The 22771-nt window shown below is 60.5% G+C and carries 16 protein-coding genes; 7 read left to right on the top strand and 9 right to left on the bottom strand.

Annotated elements, in window-relative coordinates:
• The 9 genes from BN1800_RS06365 to BN1800_RS06325 all read right to left on the bottom strand — a co-directional run bounded on the left by BN1800_RS06365 (position 1) and on the right by BN1800_RS06325 (position 12805).
• Complete coding sequence (locus BN1800_RS06365; protein WP_086995576.1) at positions 1-1320, bottom strand: glycosyltransferase family 4 protein; 1320 nt, start codon at positions 1318-1320, stop codon at positions 1-3.
• A complete protein-coding gene (locus BN1800_RS06360; protein WP_086995573.1) occupies positions 1317-3554 on the bottom strand; it encodes a hypothetical protein in 2238 nt (745 codons plus the stop codon). The genes BN1800_RS06365 and BN1800_RS06360 overlap by 4 nt, the downstream gene beginning before the upstream one ends.
• 17 nt (positions 3555-3571) lie before the next feature.
• Positions 3572-4303, bottom strand: a complete 732-nt coding sequence (locus BN1800_RS06355; protein WP_086995571.1) for a hypothetical protein — start codon at positions 4301-4303, stop codon at positions 3572-3574.
• The gene (locus tag BN1800_RS06350; protein ID WP_086995568.1) at positions 4300-5562 is read right to left on the bottom strand and encodes a glycosyltransferase family 4 protein; all 1263 of its coding nucleotides are present in this window, start codon (positions 5560-5562) and stop codon (positions 4300-4302) included. The genes BN1800_RS06355 and BN1800_RS06350 overlap by 4 nt, the downstream gene beginning before the upstream one ends.
• On the bottom strand, positions 5559-6398 hold the full coding sequence (locus tag BN1800_RS06345; RefSeq protein ID WP_086995565.1) for a class I SAM-dependent methyltransferase: 840 nt from the start codon (positions 6396-6398) through the stop codon (positions 5559-5561). Before BN1800_RS06345 ends, BN1800_RS06350 begins: the two co-directional genes overlap by 4 nt.
• Positions 6395-8650 (bottom strand): glycosyltransferase family 2 protein, encoded by a 2256-nt coding sequence (locus BN1800_RS06340; RefSeq protein WP_086995563.1) that lies wholly within the window; start codon positions 8648-8650, stop codon positions 6395-6397. The genes BN1800_RS06345 and BN1800_RS06340 overlap by 4 nt, the downstream gene beginning before the upstream one ends.
• 65 nt (positions 8651-8715) lie before the next feature.
• Complete coding sequence (locus tag BN1800_RS06335; RefSeq protein ID WP_027507841.1) at positions 8716-9375, bottom strand: calcium-binding protein; 660 nt, start codon at positions 9373-9375, stop codon at positions 8716-8718.
• 272 nt (positions 9376-9647) lie between these two features.
• Positions 9648-11048 carry an HlyD family type I secretion periplasmic adaptor subunit gene (locus BN1800_RS06330; protein WP_086995560.1) on the bottom strand — a complete coding sequence of 467 codons (1401 nt, stop codon included), beginning with the start codon at positions 11046-11048 and terminating at the stop codon, positions 9648-9650.
• A complete protein-coding gene (locus BN1800_RS06325; protein WP_086995557.1) occupies positions 11045-12805 on the bottom strand; it encodes a type I secretion system permease/ATPase in 1761 nt (586 codons plus the stop codon). The genes BN1800_RS06330 and BN1800_RS06325 overlap by 4 nt, the downstream gene beginning before the upstream one ends.
• A 196-nt stretch (positions 12806-13001) precedes the next feature.
• Here BN1800_RS06325 and BN1800_RS06320 point away from each other — a divergent pair, with 196 nt between their 5' ends.
• The 7 genes from BN1800_RS06320 to BN1800_RS06290 all read left to right on the top strand — a co-directional run bounded on the left by BN1800_RS06320 (position 13002) and on the right by BN1800_RS06290 (position 22759).
• A complete protein-coding gene (locus BN1800_RS06320) occupies positions 13002-13574 on the top strand; it encodes a MarR family transcriptional regulator (protein ID WP_027507844.1) in 573 nt (190 codons plus the stop codon).
• 43 nt (positions 13575-13617) lie between these two features.
• Entirely contained in the window at positions 13618-14865 is a 1248-nt protein-coding gene (locus BN1800_RS06315) for a glycosyltransferase family 4 protein (protein ID WP_027507845.1), read from the top strand.
• A gap of 182 nt (positions 14866-15047) precedes the next feature.
• Positions 15048-16529: a DUF6212 domain-containing protein gene (locus BN1800_RS06310; RefSeq protein WP_027507846.1), complete on the top strand. Its 1482-nt coding sequence runs from the start codon at positions 15048-15050 to the stop codon at positions 16527-16529.
• A complete protein-coding gene (locus BN1800_RS06305; RefSeq protein ID WP_086995554.1) occupies positions 16519-19197 on the top strand; it encodes a glycosyltransferase in 2679 nt (892 codons plus the stop codon). The genes BN1800_RS06310 and BN1800_RS06305 overlap by 11 nt, the downstream gene beginning before the upstream one ends.
• A 39-nt stretch (positions 19198-19236) precedes the next feature.
• A complete protein-coding gene (locus BN1800_RS06300) occupies positions 19237-20415 on the top strand; it encodes a polysaccharide pyruvyl transferase family protein (RefSeq protein ID WP_086995550.1) in 1179 nt (392 codons plus the stop codon).
• A 39-nt stretch (positions 20416-20454) separates the two neighbouring features.
• Positions 20455-21627, top strand: coding sequence for a polysaccharide pyruvyl transferase family protein (locus tag BN1800_RS06295; RefSeq protein ID WP_086995547.1), 1173 nt, complete (start codon positions 20455-20457; stop codon positions 21625-21627).
• 4 nt (positions 21628-21631) lie between these two features.
• Positions 21632-22759: a glycoside hydrolase gene (locus BN1800_RS06290; protein WP_244564448.1), complete on the top strand. Its 1128-nt coding sequence runs from the start codon at positions 21632-21634 to the stop codon at positions 22757-22759.
• Positions 22760-22771: the final 12 nt, after the last annotated feature.

Genomic DNA, 22771 nt, shown 5'->3' with positions numbered 1-22771 from the left:
TTAACGCGAGTGCGCGAGAAGCGCCGAGCTCTCGGTCATCGCGGCATCTAGCTTCCGCCGCAGCAGCGCGCGATAGAGTTTGACGTGTTCTCGCGCGCAGGCGAGGCGGTCGGCGGGCTGTCGCATGGAAACGCAGAGGCGCTCCCAGATTTGGCTATCACCCAAGACTTCGACGATGCGGTCCGCGAGATCCTGGCTGCTGCCTGCGCGAAAGTGCAGGCCATCTTTTCCTTCACGCACCTTCTCGGCCATCCCGCCGATGTCGGAGCAGATCATCGGCCTACGATGGAGCAGGGCCTCCTGGATCACGATGGGCGAGTTTTCCCACCAGACAGACGGCAGAACCACCCAGTCGACCGAACGCATGAGACGCGGCACGTCGGCGTTCTGGTAAGCGCCGTAGAAACGGACGCGGTGGCCGGCGTCTGCGATGAGCTTCTTCATCCGCTCCTGGAATTCGATCGGCTGTCGCTCGAGGTTGCCGCCGAAGATCATCAGGCAGGAGTCTTCGCCCCATATCTCCTTCGGGATGCGCGAAACAGCGTCGATCAGGAGGTCGGCCCCCTTGAACGGCGTCATTTGTCCGAAATAGGCAAAGCGGTTGCGGCGCGGTTTGGGACCTTGCGTTTCTCGCGCGGGCGCAGCTGTTTCCACGGCGATGCCATTCTCGATCACACTGAGCTTGTCCTTTTCGATGCCCCATGCGACGTAGCGCTCCGCCAGAAACCGGCTGGGGGAGACGAAAGCGTCGGCAAGGCCAAGCATCCCGCGCGCAAACAACTCCCGCTTCAGGAAGCGTGAGACGGGGATGTCGGGAAAGCAGCCGTGGCAAGCGACGGGGGATGCTGTTTCGCAGAGCTGACCGGAAGGCCGTTTCACCATCTGCCCGTGATTGTGGCAGATCGACAGATACTCGTGGAATGTGACGAGTATGGCCGCGTGCGGAAATGCTTCTCTAAGGGCGTAGAGGGCTTCAAGGCCAATGCCTAGAACATGATGGAAATGAACGACATGGGGCCTGAGATCGCGCGCGAAACGCAACAGGTCGCGGGTGATTGCCTGGGTATCGCCGTTCGACAAAAAGAAATGGTCGTAGTCGTCCGCGTGGAACAGCAACTCATCCTCGGCAAGGCGAAGGCTCATCAGCGCGGACGAGGCATGCCGCGGGACCGGATGGCCCACCCGGGCCAGGTAAACCGATTGCACGTTCGGCAATGCGTTCAGGCCGCGATGTAGGTTGTGAGAGGCGATTTCCGCCCCGCCGAGCGAAACGCTCGGGTGCGCATGCGAGACGACAAGGACGCGAAGCTGCTCGTTCATGCGGGCCTCTTTTCCGAGTGCTTTTCGACGGTGAGGATAGGCAACCATTGGCTCTTGAAGATCTTTCGATCGATCTCTTCCACCAGAGCCGCCATCGCTGGACTGCCACCGTTGCGGGCGTCGTCGCAGCCCCACATCTGCACCGATGGCAGCAAATAGGAGTCAAACCCGGAGCGGCTGAGACGGAGGCCGAGATCCAGACCCTTTTCCTGCGCGCCCAGATAGCCGCCGGAACAGCCGCCGGCGCGCAACAGGGCATCGCGGGGCATGACGCAGCACTCGAGCGAGGCCGCCGCGATACGGGTCAGCTTCATGTCGGTAACCGCTTTGAGAGGATATCCCGTATAGCGGCCCACGACTGGTTCGTCGCCGTTGCCGTCATCGATCCAGTTTCCCGCCCAGCGAATGGAATGGTCCTCGTAAACCAGGACCGGCGAGACGACGCTTCCTTTGAGCGTCGCGGCCCTGGCCAAGAGTTTTCCATACCAGCCTGGACCGTACGGGATCAGTGAGGCGGAGAGCGACACGACCGTTTCACAGGAGAGTGCTTGCGTGCCGGCTTCCAGCATGTCGTAGACGTCGCCTGTTCCCTTCGCCGATACCAGCCTGGCCGAAAGGCTATAGAACCGCGCGAGTTCCCTGAGGCGAGCAGCCTGCCTGCGGAAGCGCTCTGCGGGCATGGCGATCACGATCGGCGTGCGCCGAGTCTCCGGATCGAGCGCAAGCAAGGCCAGCAGCGGGGAAATGTCCTCCTCGCCCTCCCCGGCGCCGATGACGATCGGTGGGCCGTTTTTCTCATCGAAGGAGCCGGCATCGAGGATTGTCTCGACAACCGGTGTTAACCTTCCAGATTGTCCGAGGAACGGGACAATTTGTGAATCGACTATCGCCGGCAGCGCACCGTTTGCGGGATCGATGGAGCCGATCTGGCGCAATGCCGCCAAGCGCGCAGAAACCCGCGTTGGTTTCACTGGCAGAAACGCACGGCGCGAATCGTGCAGTGTTAGTTCGAAATAGAGGGGCGCACCAGGATCTTCATTCGGCAATTGGGCGTGGGCGATGAAGCCATGCGCGCGCTGTTCGCTCCGAAGGCTCGGTGTGAAGTGCTGCTGGTCGTCGAAACTGTCCGTGACATCGGGGCGATCAAAACGCGTCCAGCGTTCGTCGAGGCGAGCCGCGGCATCGCATCGACGCAGTCTTACCGTTGCGACGTGGCCGTCGGGGTCATAAAGCCAGCCGGAGACGAGGAGGTTTCCTCCATCGGCCTCAAATGTGCTGTCTACTCCCATTCGGACGGGATAAGGCAGGCTGGAGACGGTTTCCTTGCCCTCAAAGCTGTTGGCGGCTGCTCGCAGGGACAGGAGCACGTCCGGCGCACCATGGGTCCGCAGTAGAATCGACCGGATATGTTCGGGCGTTTCCAGCGGGCCGGCGATGCGCTTTCGGGGGTGGACCGCAACATACCTCCAACCGGCGCGCCCCCGAAAAACCAGACCTTCGATGTCGAGCGCGAGGGCAGCCTGGCTGGCCTCGAGAAGGCCGACAAAACCAGAGGCGCCATCGGGAGCGTCCCGGCGAGGAAAGATGGCGATACCGCACTCCGCAACCACCGGCGTCACATTGCCGACCACGGACACCCGGCAAGGCCCCGGCGCCATGCCGCGGCTCCAGCCCTGCAGGAACGTCGCGCCATCATGGCTCTCACCAATCAACTCGATAAACCCATCGCCGGCGTGGGCTGACTGCAAAAGCGCGGTTATGGTCAGAAGTCTGCGGCGGCTGACATTGCCGACCATCAGAGCGTCCACGAGCCGGTCGAGGACTGCGGCTGACTGAGATCCCGCAGACTCGACCACAAGCGCGGCTGCTTCCTCCGCGGAGATAAGCCGGGGCGCAAAGATGTAGCGTGCGCCGGCCTCCTCCTCTCCGAACCGGATCGTGCTCATGGCCAGGTCCGTGCCCACAGCCGGAAGGATCGCCGCGAAGCCGTGCCTGGCCCGCGGTGAGGATGCGGCCAATCGCCATTCCGAGACAAACAAGCTTGGCGTGACGGCTTGATCCTCTCCGAGGCCGACGACCACGTCGCCGGCCGTGACACGGCCGAGGCCGATGATCAGCAAGGTTGTCTCATCGACGCGGCAGCCGATAACCCTTCCAGAGCGTATTGCCCTGCTCGCGGCATGCCCGCCTGCCGAGGGGCCAATGACAGCGGGGGATTGTTCTCTAACCAGCACGCTTTACCCTCCCTGGATCAGATTCTGGCAACCAGCGTAAGGCTGGCGCCCGCGGCAAATCCCACGAGAACGAACAGCAGCAGCAGCAGGGGCTTTATTTCGCCGTTCGCACGCTTTCGCACCGTATTCAGATTCTTCTCCATTCCTGCCACAACCCCATCCAGCCGCATCAGGTGGACATCGAGATCATTCAGCCGTTGGCTGATATCCACCTTGAGGCTTTCGACCGCGTTGCTGACATCGGTGCGGCCGGCGGTCTCGGTCTTGTCGGCATCGATTTCCGGTGTGCGCTGCAGCGAGCGCTGTGAGACCTGCAACTGCCGCTGCGCCGCCATCAGCAAATCGAGCTTATCGAGCACTTTCGCTAGCGGTGCGGCGATGAGAGCCTCGGCCGCCTGCTCGTTTGGCTGGGGAACGCGCAGGGCATGCTCGGAACCGCTTCCATTTCGCGCCATGACGACAATATCGTTCGCCCGAGACTGGACGGGATCGGGCAGCGCGATTTCAAATGCGTGTTTGCCGTCGCCGATACCGTTGCGCCGCAGGTCGGGACGATTGCGGTCGGCAACAGTCTCGGCAATCACCTTGCCATCGAGGAGGACACGAATGGTCAGCCGTTGATCCGGCGCCATCGGGTCGAATGCCCAGCCGAAGACCCTGCCCATGTCAACGGCATCCACCCGGCCGTTCATCGGCTTGGCGTTGTCCTGTTCGGATGCGGCATCCGGTCGTTCAGCGGGACTAATCATAAGCTCTCCTGTGCCTGAACCGGTGCCGTCTCCATCCGCTTGAGGTAGCGGCGGGCGGTCGTGTCGATGTCGTCGGGCTTGCGGGCGTTTTCGGAGAGCTGGCGCAGCAGGTTCGGCTCTTCCGCCATGTTCCGCATCGCCGCGGCGAGCGCTCGGGGATCGTTGGGTGGAACAGTCAGGCCGTTGACGCCATGCTCGATCATTTCAGCCATTCCCCCGATGTTGCTGGCGATGACCGGGCGGCCTTGAGCCTGGGCTTCCTGAATGACAAGCGGCGCGTTCTCCCACCAGACGGAAGGAACTATGGTGCAATCGACCGCGGCCACGAGATCGCCGATATCTTCCCGTCGATAGGGGCCTCGGGACTGCACGGATTCTGACGTTTCGGTAAAGCGCCGATTGATCTCATCGACGAAGGCCTCGCTCTGGAAGGGCGCTCCGCCATGGACGCGGAGTTCGAAATCAAGGCCATCGGCCAGAAGCTGACGCGCCGCCTCGAGCAATACCGTTATCCCTTTCCAGGGGTTGAGATTGCCGAAATATCCGAAGACCGGCTTCCCGCCTTGGAGCAGATCTCTTCGTACGCTGGCTTTGCGGGCGGGGATGCCATTGGGAATGACGCTGATCGTATCTTCGTCCAGTCCCCACTGCACGAAGCGATCCCGCAAAAAGGCGCTTGGCGAGACGAAGTGGTCAACCGTGCTCAACAGGGCCTTCAGGTGGCGTTCGCGCAAGGCAAAGCGATCGAGCGGAATGTTATTGAAGCAGCCATGGCAGCGGTCCGGGCTGGCCTGGTGGCAAAGCTCCTTGCTGCCAGTGCGCACCATCAGGCCGTCATGGTGGCAGATGGGGTAGTAGTCGTGGAGTGTCATGACGATCTGGCAGTCGGGCAGGGTACGGCGGACGATGTGGGGGAATTCGGCGCCAAGCAGCAGCATGTGATGGAGATGAACCACATCCGGCCGGAAATCGCGCAGCAGCTCCGCTATGTCCGGCACAACACCATAGAGGTCGATCTGGCTCATGAAGAAGCGGTCGAAATGTCCGGACCACAGCAGGATTTCGTCACCCGCCGAGCCGATGCTCTGGAAGCTCGTGCCTGGTCTGGCTTCGCGATGGATTTGGTTCGTGGCACCGAGAAACAGGGCTTCGTGCCCCTCGCGCTGGTAGGCACGAAACAAGTCGTGAGCAAATATCTCCGTTCCACCCGGGTGAAGGGACGGATGGTTGTGGGCTGCCACCAGAATGCGCTTGCTCATCGACCGTTTACCCGGCGCTTTGCCACGATGAAGTCCTGATGGTGGCCCGCATTGGTGCCGCGCCAATGGCCAAGCGATTTCAGAGCGACGGAGAGGCCGGCCCGTTCGAGCGCCTTGTCCAGAAAGCCGTCTTCGAAACCGACCGCGGCAAGCGGTGGCTGGTTGGGTACGAACCAGCATGGGCTTTCGCCATAGCGGCGGAAGGCGAGACGCGGATCGCGCCGCCCATGTTCGTTTGCCGCCGCGATCCGGTCGACCACGAAGGCGGTCATGAACAGGCGCCCGCCGGGTGACAGGGTTCTGCGGACCTCAGCGAGGTAGACAAGGACCTCCGCGGGCGGCAGATGAGTGACCAAGGACGTCATGATGACGAAGTCGAAATGGTGATCCGGAAAGGGAAGCCTCAGGGCCTTGCCGCTGACCTTGCCATTTGGATTGTAGAGCTCGTGCGCGATATCCAGTCGCTGGAAGGCGAAATTGGAGTAGGCGGGAGTGATCGTCCGCTGACACCAGTCGATCCCGCCCTCGACCGGATCGATGCCATCGTAGCGGCTCGTTTGCGGATCGAGATACTGGGTGAGCGGCACGGCCATCCGGCCGATACCGCAGCCGATATCGAGCACGCGGGCCTCTTCGCGCAGGCCGCCGATACGGATGAAGTGCCCGAGGAATTCCGCGCCTATCGCACGAAAATCACCGTCACCCACGAAGACATTGGTGGGTTCCGGCCGCGGCAGAAAACGGTTGCCCCGAACGGCTTCAAGCAGCCAGCGAACACGATCCTCATCGACCAGTCGAGTCGGCTTGGGAGGGTGCACGAGTGCTACCTGTGTCACGCTGCGTTCCTTTCCCGGATTTTCGCATTTGTGGCGGCGGGGCGATCTTGATCTCTGCCGAATTGGTTCGCCATCAAGTCGGTGATGTCGTCTTCCCAGCGTTGCGTGTGCAGCCATGAATTGTATTGGCTGGCAACGCCGCGCATATAGTCCTGGCTACGGCGAATCGAGCGCCGCTCGAAATGATACAGGCACGCGGCCGGCTCATAGGCGATCTGGAGCCCGAGACGGCGGATCTTGAGGCAGAGGTCACTGTCCTCGTAGTCTCCGATCACGTAGTCCTCGGTGAAGCCGCCGACACGCTCGTAGATGGCCCTGCGGGTCACGAGGCAGGCGCCGGTGACGCCGGGAACCTCGCGGGCTTGTTGGGCGGGAGCATAGTCGCCGGGCATGCCCTTGTTGAAATGGTGGTTCAACCAGATCCCGCGCTGGTCGCGGCCAAAATAGAGGCCGGCATGCTGCAGCGATCCGTCTTCGAAGAGCAGTTTCGGGCCGATGGCGCCCAGCCTGCTGTTTTCCAGCAGCGGCCGCGACAGCACCTGAAGCCAACCTGGTCCCTTTGGCACGACATCCGAATTGAGCATGACCAGAATGGCGCCGCGGGCAAAACGTGCGCCGGCATTGCAGGCGCGCGCGTAGCCGCTGTTGCGGTTCATGACGACCAGCTTCATCGGCAGCCCGTGCAGGAGGTGCAGGCCGCCCAGCAGGTGCTCCGTCTCATCCTGGATTTCCGGTGAATCGAGGACAAAGATGATCTCGGCATTGGCGACGAGCCACGGATCGGTGGCCATTCCCGACAGTTGGAAGCGCAGGAAATCGAGAACCTTGTAGAGGGGTACGACAATCGAAACGAGGGGTGTGGTTTCGGGCAGGCTGTAGTCCTTCGCGGAATCGACCTCTATGGTCTTGCCCAGTCGCCGTTCTATGTCCTGCAGGGCGGGCGCGAGGATCGTGCGGAAGGCACTGTCGACCGCATGCTGTGGCGGCACGGCGCGCAGGACATGGTTTCGTTGTGTCGCGGGCTCGAAAGGCTGCGGCGTCGGTATCAGCGGCCTGACCGCTCCCGAAGCAAGGCGCATTTGAAATCGCGGTTGCAGGAGCGGCCCAGGGGATTCCGACAGCGGGACCCAGGCAACGAAACCGGTCACATCGGTCTTACTCTTCTCATCCTTCCCTTGCGCCCATGCCGGAAATTCGTAGCTATTGCCATCGAGCGGCACGGCCGTGCCGTCCTCTTTGACGTAGTCGATGCCGGCGAACGCGGATGACGGCGCGTGGAACCAGCCGCCGGCCAGCAGACCGTCGTCGAGCGCCAGAGCGAGATCGACCTCACCGGACGGATGCATCGATGACTTGGCAATCCGACTTGTCGCCAGTGGTGCACGAACTTGAAGGTCGATCGCCGTGGCGGCGCCGCTTTCCGGCAACGTGGCGAGTCGACGGACAATCATTTCGCGCAGTTCCACCGCCTCGGGGTTTTTGCCCCACCAACTCTGAAGGTTGGGATGGCGAGGCTTGCCGTGAGCAAGCTGGCGAATGGCGATGCCATTCTTGCTCAGGAGCACGATGAGAAACGGAGGGGAAGGGGAAGGTGCCTCTGCGATGAAATGGCACGATTGCAGAGCGTTTTTCGCGTTGCGTCCAAGGACAAGCCTTACGGCCATGCGTGTAATCGAAGCTGCACCGATCGCATAGACCGATGTGATGTCGCCCAGATCCGGATTGATGGCCGTCTCAATCAGATGGCATCCTTGCGCAATCTGGCAGACGATGCTGGCTGCCTGCGGTTCGGGCACGAGCGCGTGAAGGGCGTCTTCGACCACCATGGTGAAAAGATGGTCGCTGGCGATGCGGAAGGCGCTTCGCCACACGGTCAGCAGGTTGTTGACAAACTTGATGCGGGCATCCGGCGCGAGATCCGCGAATAGTGCCTCCACATCGAGGGGCGCGAGCGTGCGCGCCGGCTGCATCACGATGGTTTCGGCGGTGCTGCCGTGTTCCGTGCAAATGCCCACACTCACCGGCTGCTTTTCCGGTCTCATCGCCCAGAACATTCGTTGTCTTCCGTCGCCAAGCGGCAGCATCATGCTGACGAGCGGTACTGGCGACTGGTCCATGGACAACAGGCACTTTGTGGTGGCGGGCAGGGACGGGGGAAGATCCCAGATAAGGAGGGCCAGGTCCGCGCCGAGCCGAAAGATCTTTGCGTTTCTGAAAACGCCAGTGGCGTCTATCGATTCGTGGAACGTCACACGCTACCCCTTTGGATCGGAGTTGCGCGCCCCACGGGAGGAGGCAAGGCGCGCAGAAGTCATATTCAGTGAACGGTGAAGTAGTTCTCGGGATTGGCATGGATGTCATCGGCATCGACATTTACCAATGTGAGCGTATCGCCATGGCCGAGATCCACGACGACATTGCCGCCGACCTGCGTGACACGCGAGGCCAGGTCTTCGGGCGAAGACACATCGAGGCCATTGATGCCCTTCGAGATCTGCAGCAGATCCTCGCCCGCGTTAAAGTCGAGGATGACGTCATTCCCGCCGCCGCCGTCGAAGACGAAGATGTCATGGCCAGCACCGCCTGCCAGGACGTCGTTGCCAGCACCGCCATCGATGATGTCGGCACCATTACCGCCATAAAGTATGTCGGCGCCCTTGCCGCCGGACAGGAGGTCGCTTCCCTCTCCGCCGAGCAGGGTGTCGTTTCCCTTGTCGCCATACAGAAGGTCATCACCCCAGCCTCCGACGAGGTTGTCATTCCCGTTTTCACCGTTCAGCAAGTCATTGCCCTCTCCGCCGAACAGGGAATCGTTTCCCTTTTCGCCGAACAGCAGGTCGTCTCCGTCACCACCGAACACGAGGTCGTGCCCGTTGCCGCCGCTCACGAAATCATCGCCCCCATGGGCACGAATGAAGTCGTTAAAGCGGGAGCCGAACAGTGCATCGTCGTATGCTCCGCCTTCCAATGTGGCCATCTGCCTCTCCTCTTCGGATTGATATTGATGCGTCTCGGCGCCGGGTGCGACGATTTCGCGCTTGAACTGTGCACTGCAAAAAAACGAAGTGCAAGCATATCGTGAAGCCAAAATGTCATTTCTTGAGAAATATATTTCCCAAATTGAGTCTTAATGGCACATTATTTCAATAGTTTCCTGAATTATAAAATAATATACACATATATTACTTGGTAATAACTTCAAAATTTGAAACAATTTCTGCGATGCAGCATTCCATTTCATCTGGGATTCTAGTCTTCCCTGAACGCGCGATTGAAGCTCTCGAGGACGGGAGAGGTGAGGTAGTCGATCGCAAGGCGTGACTCGTGGACGATCAGCACCTCGGCGGGCATGCCGGGATAGAGCCGGACATCCGGATTTGCCTTGAGCGATGCCGGATCGAGTTTGGCGCGCGCGACGAAAAACGCACTGTTTGACTTTTCATCTACCGACTGGTCCGCGGCGACATATGTAATGGTGCCTTCCATCGGCAGGCGGGAGCGTTGACTATAGGCTGTCAAACGGACTTGCGAATGCGAGCCCACGGCGATGCTGTCGATGTCGCGAGGATTGACGCGCATTTCGACCAGCAGTGGCTCATTTTCCGGAACGATCTCGAGCAACGGTTGGCCGGGCGTGACCGCGCTGCCAGGGGTGCGCAGCAGGATGTTGCTGATGATGCCATCCTGCGGAGAGCGAATCTCAAGGCGCCGCAGTACGTCCTTCGAAGCGGTGATCTGCTCTTCGACGTCCGCGAGATCGATGCGTGCCGTGGTGATTTCGCCGGCAATCGTCGACTGAAAGTCACTTTCGATCCCGGTCAGCGCAAGCTGTGCTCCTGCTGCGGCTTTTTCTGCCTGGGCCTTGTTGCCGACGAGTTCGCCCCGTTCCCTGGCAAGCTCGCTTAGCTTGGAGTCGATCTCGATGAGTTGCGTGCGCGGTGCCGCGCCTTTTTTCACCAACGTTTCCGTCGCCGTCCGGTGCTCTTTGAAGAGATCGATTTGCTGGTCGGTCGCCTGGATCTGGATGTCGAGCGACGTTGCTTGTTCGAGGTGCTCCTCGATGGTCTTTTGCTGGACCTCGACGCGTCCGACCTTGGTCTCGCGCCGCTTTTCGAAAAATATCGTCTCCGCCTTGACAGCGTCATCGACCGTAGCGTCACGGGTGTCACCCAAATCGCGCGGAAAGCTGATTTGCGGCATGTCAGTCTGCTCGGCTTTCAATCGCGCCAGTTTCGCGATCAGGCCAATGCGTCGGATTTGGAGCGACTGCAGGCTGGAGCGGGCGCGCGTATCCTCCAACGCGATCAGGGGCTGCCCGGCGGAAACCTTGTCGCCCTCCTGAACAAGCAGTCGGCTCATCACGCCGCCTTCGAAATGGCTGATAGACTTTCGCTTCGAATCGACGATGACCGTGCCGTTGGCGACCGTCGCGCTGCTGAGCTCGACCGAAAAGGCCCAGGCAAAAAATCCACCGAAGGACACAAGGATCGTGGCGAGCCCCGCAACGACAAGACGACGGAGCGGTGAACGGTTATCAAACCGGTCGAATTCCAAGTTCGACGGGCCGACATCCCGCGAAGCCGGCTGATGCTGCTGGAGGCGACGTTCGGCGAGATCGGGCCGGACCGCTAGGGGGGTCTTTTCAGTCATATCGCGGCTACCTCGCGGTGTGGTTCGCCCGGCATCGTGGTTGTAACCACGGCCGTTCGCGGTCCGAACTGTGTGACGCGGCCGTTTTCGAGCACGAGCAGCTTGTCGGCGACCTGCATGATGGCTGGCCTGTGAGCGATTAAGATAACGATGGCGCCGTCGTCGCGCGCACACTGGATCGCGCGGATAAGGGCACGCTCGCCGATCGAGTCCAGGTTTGCGTTCGGCTCGTCGAGCACGATGAGGCGAGGCTGGTTGTAGAGGCAGCGCGCCAACGCTATGCGCTGCCGCTGCCCTCCGGAAAGGGTCAGATGTCCGTCGCCGACGGGTGTGTCGTAACCGAGCGGCAGGCGTCCGATCATCTCATGGATGTCGGCCAATCGCGCCGCCTCCAGCACCTTGTAGGGATCGCTGTCCGCCATTCGCCCAATGTTTTCTCGAATGGTGCCTTCCAAAAGCGAGACGGATTGCGGCAGATATCCGACCACCTGACCGAACGAGCCACGCTCCCACAGATAGGTATTGTTGCCGTCGAGGAAGACACCGCCGGACGTGGGGCGCAAGATGCCGACCAGCAGCCGCGCGAGCGTCGACTTGCCGGCCGCGGAAGGACCGATCACGCCAAGAACCTCGCCCGGAGAGAGGGAGAAAGAAATGCCCTTGATGATGGGCACATCCAGCCCGGGAGCTGCGTAGACGAGCTTATCGACCACGATGTCGCCCGACGAATGCGGCGTGGGCATCGTCTGGCGGATTGCAAGGTCCGCCTTGAGAAGGGCCTCGAGGCGACGCCAGCCAGCGATCGCCAGCACCCATTGGCGCCAATTCTCGATGATTGAATCGAAGGGGATCAGGAGGCGTCCGACAAGAATGCTCGATGCCATCATCGCGCCGGGCGTGACTTCCTGCTCCAGCACCAGATACGCGCCGGCTGCCAGGGTCATGATCTGGATGGAATAGCGCAGGCTGCGGGTGATGGACGACATCGCCTTGCTCCTGCACCCACTCGTTTCAAAGGCGGTGAGAGCCTGCAGTTGAAGGGCGCGCCAACGATTTGCCAGAGCTGGCAGCATGCCCATCGCCTCGATGGCCTCGGCATGTCGCAGCGAAGCGCCGATCCTGGACACGGCCTCGATATTTGTTTGGTTCGCTTCCTTGGTGAGTTGATGCGTCAACATGTCCGTGACCAGGCCGCCGCAAATGAGCAGTGCGGCGGAGACGGCTCCGATAAGACCAAAAAGCGGATGCAAAAGGAAAAGGGCGCCGAGGAAAATCGGTGACCAGGCAGCGTCTAGGGGCGCACTGACCGCTGACGAGGTCAGGAAGCTTCGCAATTCTGCGATGTCCCGAAGCGACTGGGTCGCGCGCGACAGGCCCTGATCGACAGAAGCCTGAACGGCGGCCGCCAGGACAGGCATGTTCAGCCCACGCACGAGCGCGCCTCCGATGGCTTGGAAGGAGAGGGCACGGATGAATTCCAGGACGCCGAGCACCACAAGGGCGCCGACAGCCAAGATAGTGAGCATTGCAAGTGTGTCCATGCTCTGACTGTTGAGTACCCTTTCATGAACTTGCAGCATGAACAGGGGCATCGTCAGTTGTAATATGTTCATACACACGCTTAGTGCAGTTGCATAAAGCAACCCGGACAAAAATACACGCTTTGCTTGCAGAATCAGCAACCTTGGGCTGCCTTGTTTTTGGCCTCCCTCGGTTCGCCCCTTGCTTCTTGTCTCATTTTGAACCGTATCACGCATGAAGATTTGCCTCGAGTTAACTTTAGAACCATCTGTTGTAGGACAGATTTGGTTGTAACTGAGCGTAAGGATAGTATTGCTTCGACCAATCTGGCACATAACAACGGGATTGTGCAAGCTCATGGTGATCGACAGTGGTGAGCGTATTTGAATATTACTTCAAGTTTTGAAGTATTTCCTTGAAACGGAGAGTCGAATGAAAGAAAACGATGTGTTCAGTTTGCCGGTAGAACTGAACGACGATCTGAGTCTTCGTCTGAGCCAGACAGCACAAACAGACCCCCGGCTTCCTCAGGGTACCGAGCTTGGGGACCTCCAACAGGTTACGTATTTCGAGCTCGCTCGCCTGATGGAGCGGGCAAGCCGGCGCTTTTCGGGCCTGATCCGTGCGGAGCTGACCAAGCTTCGTGTAGACGATATCGGGCCGGCGCAGGCGATGATTCTGCTGGCAATCGGCGATTCGGAACTGTCGGTCGCCGAGCTTCTGGATCGTGGGCATTATGTCGGCTCCAACGTTTCCTATTATCTGAAGCAGCTTGGCGATGGCGACTACATTGATCGCGTTGCCTCCCAGCGCGACAAGCGGTCCGCCCGCATCAAATTGACGGAGAAGGGGCGGCAGCTCAGGGCAAATCTCCGCGACGCGGCGATGGCCTATGAGCGCGCGGTGAATCGTGGCGACCTGGAACAGCGGATGCTTGAGACGGCTTTCCAGACGCTGCACCAGCTCGAACTGGCCTGGGGCAGGGCTTCACGGTACGGCGTCTAAGCGGTGAGCGATGCCGCGCACCTGGCAACGGCGGACTAACGCGATGCACGTGGCGTTTGTTCATCGACGGGGTTTCGGTCAGTTCGCTGCCTTGGCCGCTCAGCTCGCGCAGGCGGGCAATGAGGTCAGCCTCATCACTGAGACCATAGACCAGAAGATCCCATCCGTTCGCGTCGTTCGACATCGAGCGGAATCGGGCCCGCGCGCAGATCCGCATATGGCCCGACACATGGGTACTCCCGATCACCATGCACGAATCGGCCATCGCGTCGCCGAAACGCTCGACGCCATGGCGCGGCAAGGGCTGGTACCCGACGTTGTCGTAGGCCATATCGGTTGGGGAAGCATGATGTTCTTGAAGGACGTGCTGCCGCGGGTGCCTGCATTGGGGTATTGCGAGTTCTTTTACCGATCGGAAGGGGCGGACATCGGGTTTTCCCCCGACGATCAGCCCGATCTGGAGACGCGCAAGAGGCTGCGGCTGCGCAACATCGCGCAGCTCCTGTCCCTTGAGGCCATCGAGGCCGGCATCAGCCCCACCCATTGGCAGAGAAGTCTGTACCCCGCCGACGCCCGGGGGCGCATTTCGGTCTGTCACGAGGGGATCGATACGGCGCAGTTTCGACCGGACCCAACAACTTCGGTCAGGCTTTCGGACGGGCGTGTGCTCAGCGCGGGTGGTTCTCCCATTGTTACCTTTGTCGCGCGCGACCTTGAGCCGTATCGTGGATTTCCACAGGTCTTGGAGGCTGCCGCCAAGGTTGTGCGCCAACGCCCCGATGCCTTGTTCGTTTTCGTCGGAGGAGATGGCATCAGCTACGGTGTGCCGCCGCCCGGCGGCGGGGCGTGGAAGGATCACCTCCTCAAATCCCTGGATATACCGCGGGAGAATATCCTCTTTCCCGGCGCGGTGCCGCATTCGGTTTTGCGGCAGCTTTTCCAGATCTCGGCAGCGCACCTTTATCTGACTTATCCATTCGTTTTGTCGTGGTCGATGTTGGAGGCGATGGCGTGCGGCGCCCTGGTCATCGGATCGGACACCGCGCCCGTCCAGGAGGTTATACACTCCGGCCGGAACGGCCTTTTGGTGCCGTTCTTCGATACGGATGCACTCGCTGAGGCCGTTCTCGGCGCCCTGAAGAGTCCCGAACACCATTTTGGGATGCGTGCAGCGGCGCGCCGGACGATCGAGACGCGTTTTCGACTGACGGACTGCCTCGATCGTCAACAGAATCTTCTTGAGAAATTGACCGGAAAATCACTTCGCCGCAATGCAGAAATGAATGCATGATTATTACTTTGATTTTTAAAGTATATATGAAATGTTTTTCTTTGTGGTGGCTAAATTTTATTATTGTGCACTGCAACGTTAGTTGTTAGGCTCCCTATACATGGCGCGGAATGATTTGAATAAATATCTGATTATTCGGCGTCTTTGCTTTTTTCTCCGAGATAATTCTTCAGAGGCCGCGCGTGCAAGAATTGACGTCTTCCGGCATTGGGAAACGACTGGTGACGAGAAAGCTAATAGCGGCATCGGGCCGGGATCGATTATGCTTCGAAGGCAGCGATATCGAGCATCTGGTTGTTTACCTCGATGTTGATGGGCATCCTCCGGCGACATTGCAGAATGCTTTTCCATTGATCGCCATCGCCTTTTCCGAAGAGGGTGAGGCGGATTTGCGGGAGCGTCTGGCGCTGCTTGGACCACTGGGAACTGTCCCCGCGGTTCCCATACAGCGGCTTGATCCCGCAAATAAGCTGGACAGTTTTCCGCTTCTGCGGGCGCTCACTGAGGGCGGCGTCGGCCGGCTTGCCCGGTATAGCGCCTCAATCACTTCGGAGCTTGCGATCCTGCGCCGGGAACGCGAAACGCTGCTGGAAAACTACCGGGCGCTCGAAGATGCGTTCCAGGCGCGAAACTGGGAGCCGGTTTCTGAGATTTTTTCCCATGATCCCTACGGCGATCCAAAGGACGAGGGGATCGGGCCGTTGCTTGCCGCCGCCTTTGTCGAGCAACTGCTGCCGATATCCAGCCTTGGCGTGGCAGGGTTCGCCCTTCACCTGCACTCGGTGCCCAGGATCACCGGAGAGCTTGTCGTCGCATTGAGCTACCTCGAGAGTGGCGAAGGAGTCGCCGAGTGGATCGTACCGTATGCGCAACTCGTGCCGAACTGGAATTTCTTCTCGCTGCCCCGGGCCTGCGGAGGGGCTGCGCGGACGCTTCGGCTGCGGATCTCCGCGACCGGACCGGAGACCGTCGGCCTTTCGCTCGGCTATCCGATCGCCGGCGAGCGCTATTCGGCACGGTCGGAACTCCCGCATCCGGATCTCGACCTGCGCCCGCTGGCGTTCAAAGTGTTTACGGGACTGCCGGGAGTAAAGCCCGCCAGAACACCCAACATGATTGCGCCCAGCAGCCTGCTCGAAGGCCAGTATACTGTCGATTATCGCCTGGCGGTCGCTACGTTGAGGCAGATCGCGGACGTTTCGGTCACGCCGATCGTCCCGGAATTCCAGACGGTGCGCTTCCTCGAGCATGAGCATGCTGTTGTCTGCCACCCGTTGCCGAGTGGCATATCGGCAGGCGCGGTCAGTCGCGCCGTCGAGCCCGGAACGATATCCTTTTCGGCGAGCGCCTTTATCGATCATCCGGAAGGTCAGCCCGCGGCGGTCAGCTTCCTGCTCGCACCGACGAATTCAAATGCGCGTTCCGAAGTGGCCGAGGTTGCGCGAAAGGGCGCGGCCAAACCGTCGGCATTCTTCAGCGGATGGCGTGAAGTCAGCTCCAGTGAGGTCGTCAACATCAACATCCAGCTGGACGAGCCGGCACGCGGCCCGATGGACCTGATGATCCTCAGCCGCGCAGTCACGGATTCGGTCGATTTCTCCTGGCTCAAGGTGTCTGGCTTCAGGCTGGTCAAACAGTTTACGGAGGCCGCCGATGTCCAGTAACGGGGAGCCAACGGACCTGATCGCCGTGGCCATGCCCCTTTACGGTCACGCGGCACTTGCCCTGGAGGCGATCGAGTCGGTATTTGCCTCGAACGTTAGCAGTTGCCGGATCGTCATTGTCATCTCGGTCGACGGCGATCCACGGCACGAGACGTTCGATCAACTGTTGCTCTACGCCGCGGTCCATTCTTCCGTCCATGTCGTGTTCGGCCAGAACGCCGGTCCGGGTGGCGCGCGCAATCGCGCCATCGACTTCGTTCTCGAGCGCTTTCCAGAGACGAAGGCCGTCTATTTCCTCGACGCCGACAATCGCGTCCTTCCCGGCACCATCGAGACGCTTTACCGGCACCTCCTCTCCAGTGGCTGCGGGTGGGTCTACACGAATATCGACACATTTTCGGTAAGCTGGCGCGCCCACTATGGCAACCGCTATTCACGACTGGTCCACTGCATCACCGACAACATTTGCGATACAGGATCGATGATCTCGATCGATGTTTTTCAGCAAGGCGTCCGCTTCAACGACGACAGGCAGAACGGCTTCGAGGATTGGGAGTTCTGGCTGTCCTGCATCGAGCATGGTTTCGTCGGCACGCCCTGCCATGACACGGTCTTCGAATACAGGCTGAGGGCGGAGAGCCGCTTCAAGGAGGCCAATCGAGACCGCGCCACGTCGGTAAGCTTCCTGCGTAAGCGCCACAGGCCGCTGTTCCAGCGCCCGATGCTGGTGGATTTCGAGCATGAGGAGTGCCCGCGCTACCTGTTTGCGCGAACGGAAGATACGGCGATCTCTTTCTTCACTGATCCTACCAAGCCGCCGACGATCCTTCGCCTCGACGACATCATCCCCGCGTTCTGGGGCAATATCGGCGAGCCAGACAATGAACATTTCCCGCCTTTCCTGGTCGCCGGAAGCGGCGCGGCGCTCGACCTTCTGCGGCGTTCGCGCATGCTGCCGAACGTGCTTGCCCATCTAGAGCGCTTGAGCGAGAACAGCAACGTCGTCTTCGTCCAACTCGCCAACGATGCCGCCCAGCGCAAGATCGAGCCGATCGTTCATGGGGCGGGCGGACAAAAAATCGGCCCCGCCGATCTCGTTTTCCTTTCGATCCGGCTCGTCCAGGAGGTGGTCCAGAACAATGCTGTGGACTGGTTCGCCTCGATCGGGAGCCAGCAGGTATGGCCGACATCGACCGTTCTGAAAGTGCACTTCCCTTTTCCAAGAAGCCTCCCGCGCCGCTCTCTCATCACGCCTCAGCAGGTGATGATCAATTGCGTCAACGCAATTGCCATGAGCCCCCTGCGCGAGACGGCGGGCAGGCGGTGGACGTGGCGTCCCGCGCGGCTCGTGCCCTACACTGATCTCTACAAGGCATTGCGCAAGGAAGTCGGAGGATCACCAGTCCTGCCGCTCGGCCATAGCGAGGGCAAGCGGACCGTGGCGCTGCTCGTGCCGAATGCCTCGTTCGGCGGAGCCGAAAAGGTCGTCTATGCAGCCGCCCGGGAATTGAAGGCGGCGGGTTACGAAACTCATCTCTTCGTGCTCGGCACGTCCCGGATGGATGTGATCGATGAATTCGATTCCAGCTTCGACTACATTCACTTCTGGGACGCGGGAATTCCGGCCTGGGGAGGGTCGGGCTCCTTCCTGGGACAGGATTTCATCGACGAAGGGCATTCGGTCGACTGGGAGGCGCTGAAGGGACAGCTTTCCGGCTTCGACCTGGTCATCAACAACCACGTGATGGCCGTCCATCCCCTCATCGCGCGATTGCGCTCCGAAGGCACGCGCACGGCCTGCTATCTTCACGTCGTGGACAACACGGCCTTCAAGAGGCCTGCCGGTCAGCCTTTCGCAGCGATTGCCCATGAGCACTGCTACGACGCCTTCCTAACCTGCTCCGAACAGCTCAAGATCTATCTGCACAGCTACGGCGTCCCCCACGAGAAAGTCTTCGCCGTCGCGAACGGAGCGAGCTTCTCGGTACCGCCCAAGGCCCTGGCGGAGGTTCTGGCCGTCAGGCGGATCGAGCGCAGGGATGACCGATTGCGGCTTCTTTACATGGGCCGGTTCGATCAGCAGAAGGGCATTGACCGGCTGGCGGCAGCGCTCGCGGAACTGCGGGTCTCCAACGTCAATTTCGAAGCCCGGGCCATCGGAGGGGAAATCCTCGCCGATTCCAGGGTCTCCTGGAGCGAACGGCTGAAGGACCTGGGCGTCGACGTGCGCTCGCCCGTCTTTGCGAGCAAGGATCTGATCAAGGCACTGGGCTGGGCCGACGTTCTCGTCATGCCCTCACGATGGGAGGGCGCGCCGCTGATGATCGCCGAGGCGCAGCAACTCGGCTGCGTGCCCATCGCGACCGCGGTCGGCGCGGTGGACGAGCTCATTTCCGACGGCGAGGACGGCATACTCATCAACGCGCCTTCCGATTCTCAGGTGGTGAGGGAGATGGTGCGGATCATCGAAGAGGTCGCGCGCAATCGCGAGAGGCTCGCTCCGCTCATGGAGGGCTGCATCAGGACCGCCGCACGCCGGTCATGGGCCTCCTCTTTCTCGGAGTTTATCTCTTGGAGCGATCGGTCCGTGAAGAATTCGTCACTGTCCCGCGCTGCGGTCTTTCGCGAGCAGGCGGCGCCAAATCCCGTGGTCGCGGCAATTGGCTGATTGCCGCGCCGCTTCTTTGAAACAGAAAGGTCTAGTCGAATGCGTCCGCGAATTCTCGTGACGGGTATTCCCGGTCACTACACGCGCCTTGCCAACGGCGCCCACGGCCTGTCCGTCTCCTATGCGGAGCGGCAGAAGCAGCCGGAAACGAAGGAGGAGTTTCTGCAGGAGCTGCGCAACATCAGCAATACCGGGAACTACCTCATCGGTGAGGGCGCCCTGCATGCGCTTGCGCCACATGCGAAGCAAGTTCCCTTCTGGCATCTCTACAATTTGAGCAAGAACGGCAATGGATTCGACGAGTTTAACGCCAACTTCGACATCTGCGTCTTCACCTGCGCAAACCTATTGCGCAAGGGACTTTCCGCGGACGCAGAGGCGGATGTCCTAAGCCGACTCAACATGCCGATCGTCATGCTGGGCATCGGCCTGCAGAACCGCAAGGACCTTGAGAACAATCTTCCGGAGGGAACGAAGCGGCTTCTGGCCGTCCTGAAGGAGCGTGAGCACTACTTCCTGACACGCGGCTACGAGTCCGCCGGCTTCTTGAAGGACCAGGGCTTCTCCTTCGTGCGCCCGACCGGTTGCCCTTCCGTCTATTTCATGCCGGCCAACATGCGTCGGTCCATGAGAAAGCTGCCGAGTGTAAACATCGGCAAGGCGCGGACAATCTTTTCAGGCTATCTCGGCGGCGATCAGGATGCGATCCTCGATGCGAATGCGCTGGCCCCGCCGGACACCGTGCCGCAATATGTCGTGCAGGATGAGTTCCTTCACTTCGATATGAAGGTGGAGCCTAACGACGAGGGACGCGTCTATGATTCCGCATCGGGCCTGATGATCGGCGATCTGGCCTATCCAGGCACTGAGCGAGAGAAGCAGCGGTTCGAGTTTCGCACCTTCTTCGACACCAACCAGTGGCGCGCCTGGGCTTCGTTGATGGACTTCAATTTTGGCCGTCGTTTCCACGGCTCGATCATCGCCATGCAGGCGGCCGTGCCGAGCCTGATGGTGGCGGTGGACGACCGCATGCGCGAGATGCTGGGCTTCACCGGCCTACCGGCCGTCGACATCACCGAAGTCGACAAGGCAGAGAACCGGGCCGAGTTCGTGGCCGATTATCTGGCAAAGCTCAACACGAATGAACTTGTCGACCGCTATTCCGACCGCGAGCGCGCCTTCCGCACCACGCTTCGTGAAATCGGCATCGGTCTATAGCGGCCTGAAGGCCATCACTTTTCGGTTCAGAGGACAGTTATGCGTATTTTGCTTACGGGCATTCCATCCTACTTGCAGCGGACGATTGCGGACGTCTCAGGCACGACCGTGATCCATCGGCCCTATTTCGACGAAACCAGGACCAGGAAGGACCTGATCTCGCAGGTCAGGAAGATCGCCAACACCGGCAACTATCTGATCGGCGAAGGAGCGGCTGAGAGCCTACGCGGTCATGACGTCACCTATCTGCCGTTCTGGCATCTCGCCAACAATCGGGACTCAAACGAGCTTTACGAGCGCGTGAACTGCGAATTCGATTTGTGCGTCTTCGCCTCCGCTAATCTGCTGCGTCCTGGCTATTCCGCCGATCTCGAAGCGGAAATCTTCGCGAAGCTGAAGATGCCGGTTGTGGTGATGGGCATCGGCATCCAGCGCAAGGAAGGCCTCAAGGATCAGCTGCCGGCCGGCACGATCAAGTTCCTGGAGGTGCTGAGGAACAAGGAAAGTTTCTTCCTCACGCGTGGCTACTTCACCGCCGAATTCCTCAGGGAGCAGGGGATGAAGTTCGTCAAGCCGACGGGTTGCCCGTCGCTCTACTTCTCGCCGAACGACATGAAGCGTTCGCTTTCTGCACTTGCCAATCCGGGACTGGCGGAGGCCCAGAGGATCGTCTTCGGCGGCTATCTCGGTAGCGTTGCCGATACGATCGTCGATGCTCATGCGCTGCTCAAGCCCGACAGCGTGGCAAGCTATGTCGTCCAGGACGAAGTGGTTGCCTACAGCCTCTCCCTGACAGGTGACGATAATGACATCGTCTATGATCGCGCCAGCGGGCGCATTACGGGAGGGACGGAGTACAAGCATTCGGAGAAATGGCAGCGGAAAAACGAGCTGCTGGTCTATTTCGATACGAACCAGTGGCGCGGAGCGATGTCCGCGCGCGATCTCTGCTTCGGCCGCCGCTTCCACGGCTGCATCATCGGCATGCAGGCCGGCACGCCCGCCCTCATGATTGCGGTCGATGACCGCATGCGGGAGATGCTGGAATTCATCGGCTTCCCCTATATCGAGGCAGCCACCTGGAACAGGGAGGCGGACAAGCGTTCCTATCTCGCCAACTTCCTCGGGAAGATCGACACGCAGGCCGTGATCGACCGTTATTCCGCTTGCGAGGCGAATTTCCGCAATGCTCTGGGGCAGATCGGACTTTGAGCGGATGAGGGCGGTGGCGCAAACGCGCGCGCGCCTTGCTTGCGCGCTGGCAGTGCTCTGGGCCTTTGCCCCGGCGCTGCCGACAGGCGCTGCCGAAGTGCTCTCCGATCGTATCGGAATCAACCGCGTAAACCTAGCCTGGCTTTCCCGCGGCGATCAGGAGCGCGTACTGAATGAGATCGCGGCAAGCGGTATCACCCATGTCCGGCTTTCGCTGTCGAGACCGGTGGACAAGAGCATCGAAGCGCTCGAAATGGCGGACCGGCGGGGGTTGAAAATCCTCCTCGAGATCCAACTCGGTAACAAGGACTATTATCCCGCGAAGGCGCGTTCTCGCACCGGTTTCGGCCGCATCTGGGATGTTCAGCGGCTTTCGGATCTCGATCTCGATCTCTACCGAGCGCATTTGCGCTCGGCGCTTCGCCGCATTGACGAAATGGGTATCCGCATCGACGCCGTCGAGCCCGGAAATGAAATAAACTACAGCCCTTACAACGGCGACCTCGTCGTCTATGAAAAACCTGGGCGGCGGACGCCGCGCAACGTTTCGGAAGTTGCAAATCGCTCGGCCCTCGAACGCGGGCTCGACGCATATGTCGGCGCCCTCCGCATCACCCGGGAAGAATTGCGGGCGACGGCCTATAGCCGCGACGCGCTTCTGATTTCGGCCGGACTTTCCGACGTCGGCACTGGCGAGGCCGACCGCCGCGGCATGGAACGGCTCGAACCCGGCGAGTTCATTTCACTCCTGCGGAAGCGGGGTATCGATGCGCTGGTCGATGGCTACGGCATTCATGTCTACCCGGGACGCAAAGATGACGCGGCGCTTGCACGCTATGTGACGACGCTTCTCGACTTTTGCCGGCCTGAAGGGGAAGGCAAGCCGTGCTGGGTGAGCGAATGGGGCATTGCCAACACCGCGCTTTCCTGTCCGGTCGATGATCGCGAGCGGGAAGTGGCGGTCCGTGCGGTGCGTCGCAGCTTCGCGGAGCTGATGGAGAAGGGAAGGCTGAAAGCGGCCTTCTACTATGACTGGGACACCCAACCGGTCTACAGCGTCTGGCGTTGCGGCGCCTTGAGCCCAGCCGGCGTTGCGGCCACCGAAGCAAATAGCGGCGGGGCAGCGAGATGACGGGTCTGTCCG

Origin of the sequence: Rhizobium sullae (assembly GCF_900169785.1) — a bacterium.
GTDB lineage: Bacteria > Pseudomonadota > Alphaproteobacteria > Rhizobiales > Rhizobiaceae > Rhizobium > Rhizobium sullae.
The sequence above is the reverse complement of the archived record's forward strand: the minus strand, read 5'-3'. Positions and strand labels throughout refer to the sequence as shown.

Bases quoted from the DNA above. Each gene is read 5' to 3' on its own strand.
- BN1800_RS06365 (WP_086995576.1), bottom strand. From the start codon at position 1,320: ATGAACGAGCAGCTTCGCGTCCTTGTCGTCTCGCATGCGCACCCGAGC.
- BN1800_RS06355 (WP_086995571.1), bottom strand. From the start codon at position 4,303: ATGATTAGTCCCGCTGAACGACCGGATGCCGCATCCGAACAGGACAAC.
- BN1800_RS06350 (WP_086995568.1), bottom strand. From the start codon at position 5,562: ATGAGCAAGCGCATTCTGGTGGCAGCCCACAACCATCCGTCCCTTCAC.
- BN1800_RS06335 (WP_027507841.1), bottom strand. From the start codon at position 9,375: ATGGCCACATTGGAAGGCGGAGCATACGACGATGCACTGTTCGGCTCC.
- BN1800_RS06330 (WP_086995560.1), bottom strand. From the start codon at position 11,048: ATGACTGAAAAGACCCCCCTAGCGGTCCGGCCCGATCTCGCCGAACGT.
- BN1800_RS06325 (WP_086995557.1), bottom strand. From the start codon at position 12,805: ATGCGTGATACGGTTCAAAATGAGACAAGAAGCAAGGGGCGAACCGAG.
- BN1800_RS06320 (WP_027507844.1), top strand. From the start codon at position 13,002: ATGAAAGAAAACGATGTGTTCAGTTTGCCGGTAGAACTGAACGACGAT.
- BN1800_RS06315 (WP_027507845.1), top strand. From the start codon at position 13,618: ATGCACGTGGCGTTTGTTCATCGACGGGGTTTCGGTCAGTTCGCTGCC.
- BN1800_RS06305 (WP_086995554.1), top strand. From the start codon at position 16,519: ATGTCCAGTAACGGGGAGCCAACGGACCTGATCGCCGTGGCCATGCCC.
- BN1800_RS06300 (WP_086995550.1), top strand. From the start codon at position 19,237: ATGCGTCCGCGAATTCTCGTGACGGGTATTCCCGGTCACTACACGCGC.
- BN1800_RS06295 (WP_086995547.1), top strand. From the start codon at position 20,455: ATGCGTATTTTGCTTACGGGCATTCCATCCTACTTGCAGCGGACGATT.
- BN1800_RS06290 (WP_244564448.1), top strand. From the start codon at position 21,632: ATGAGGGCGGTGGCGCAAACGCGCGCGCGCCTTGCTTGCGCGCTGGCA.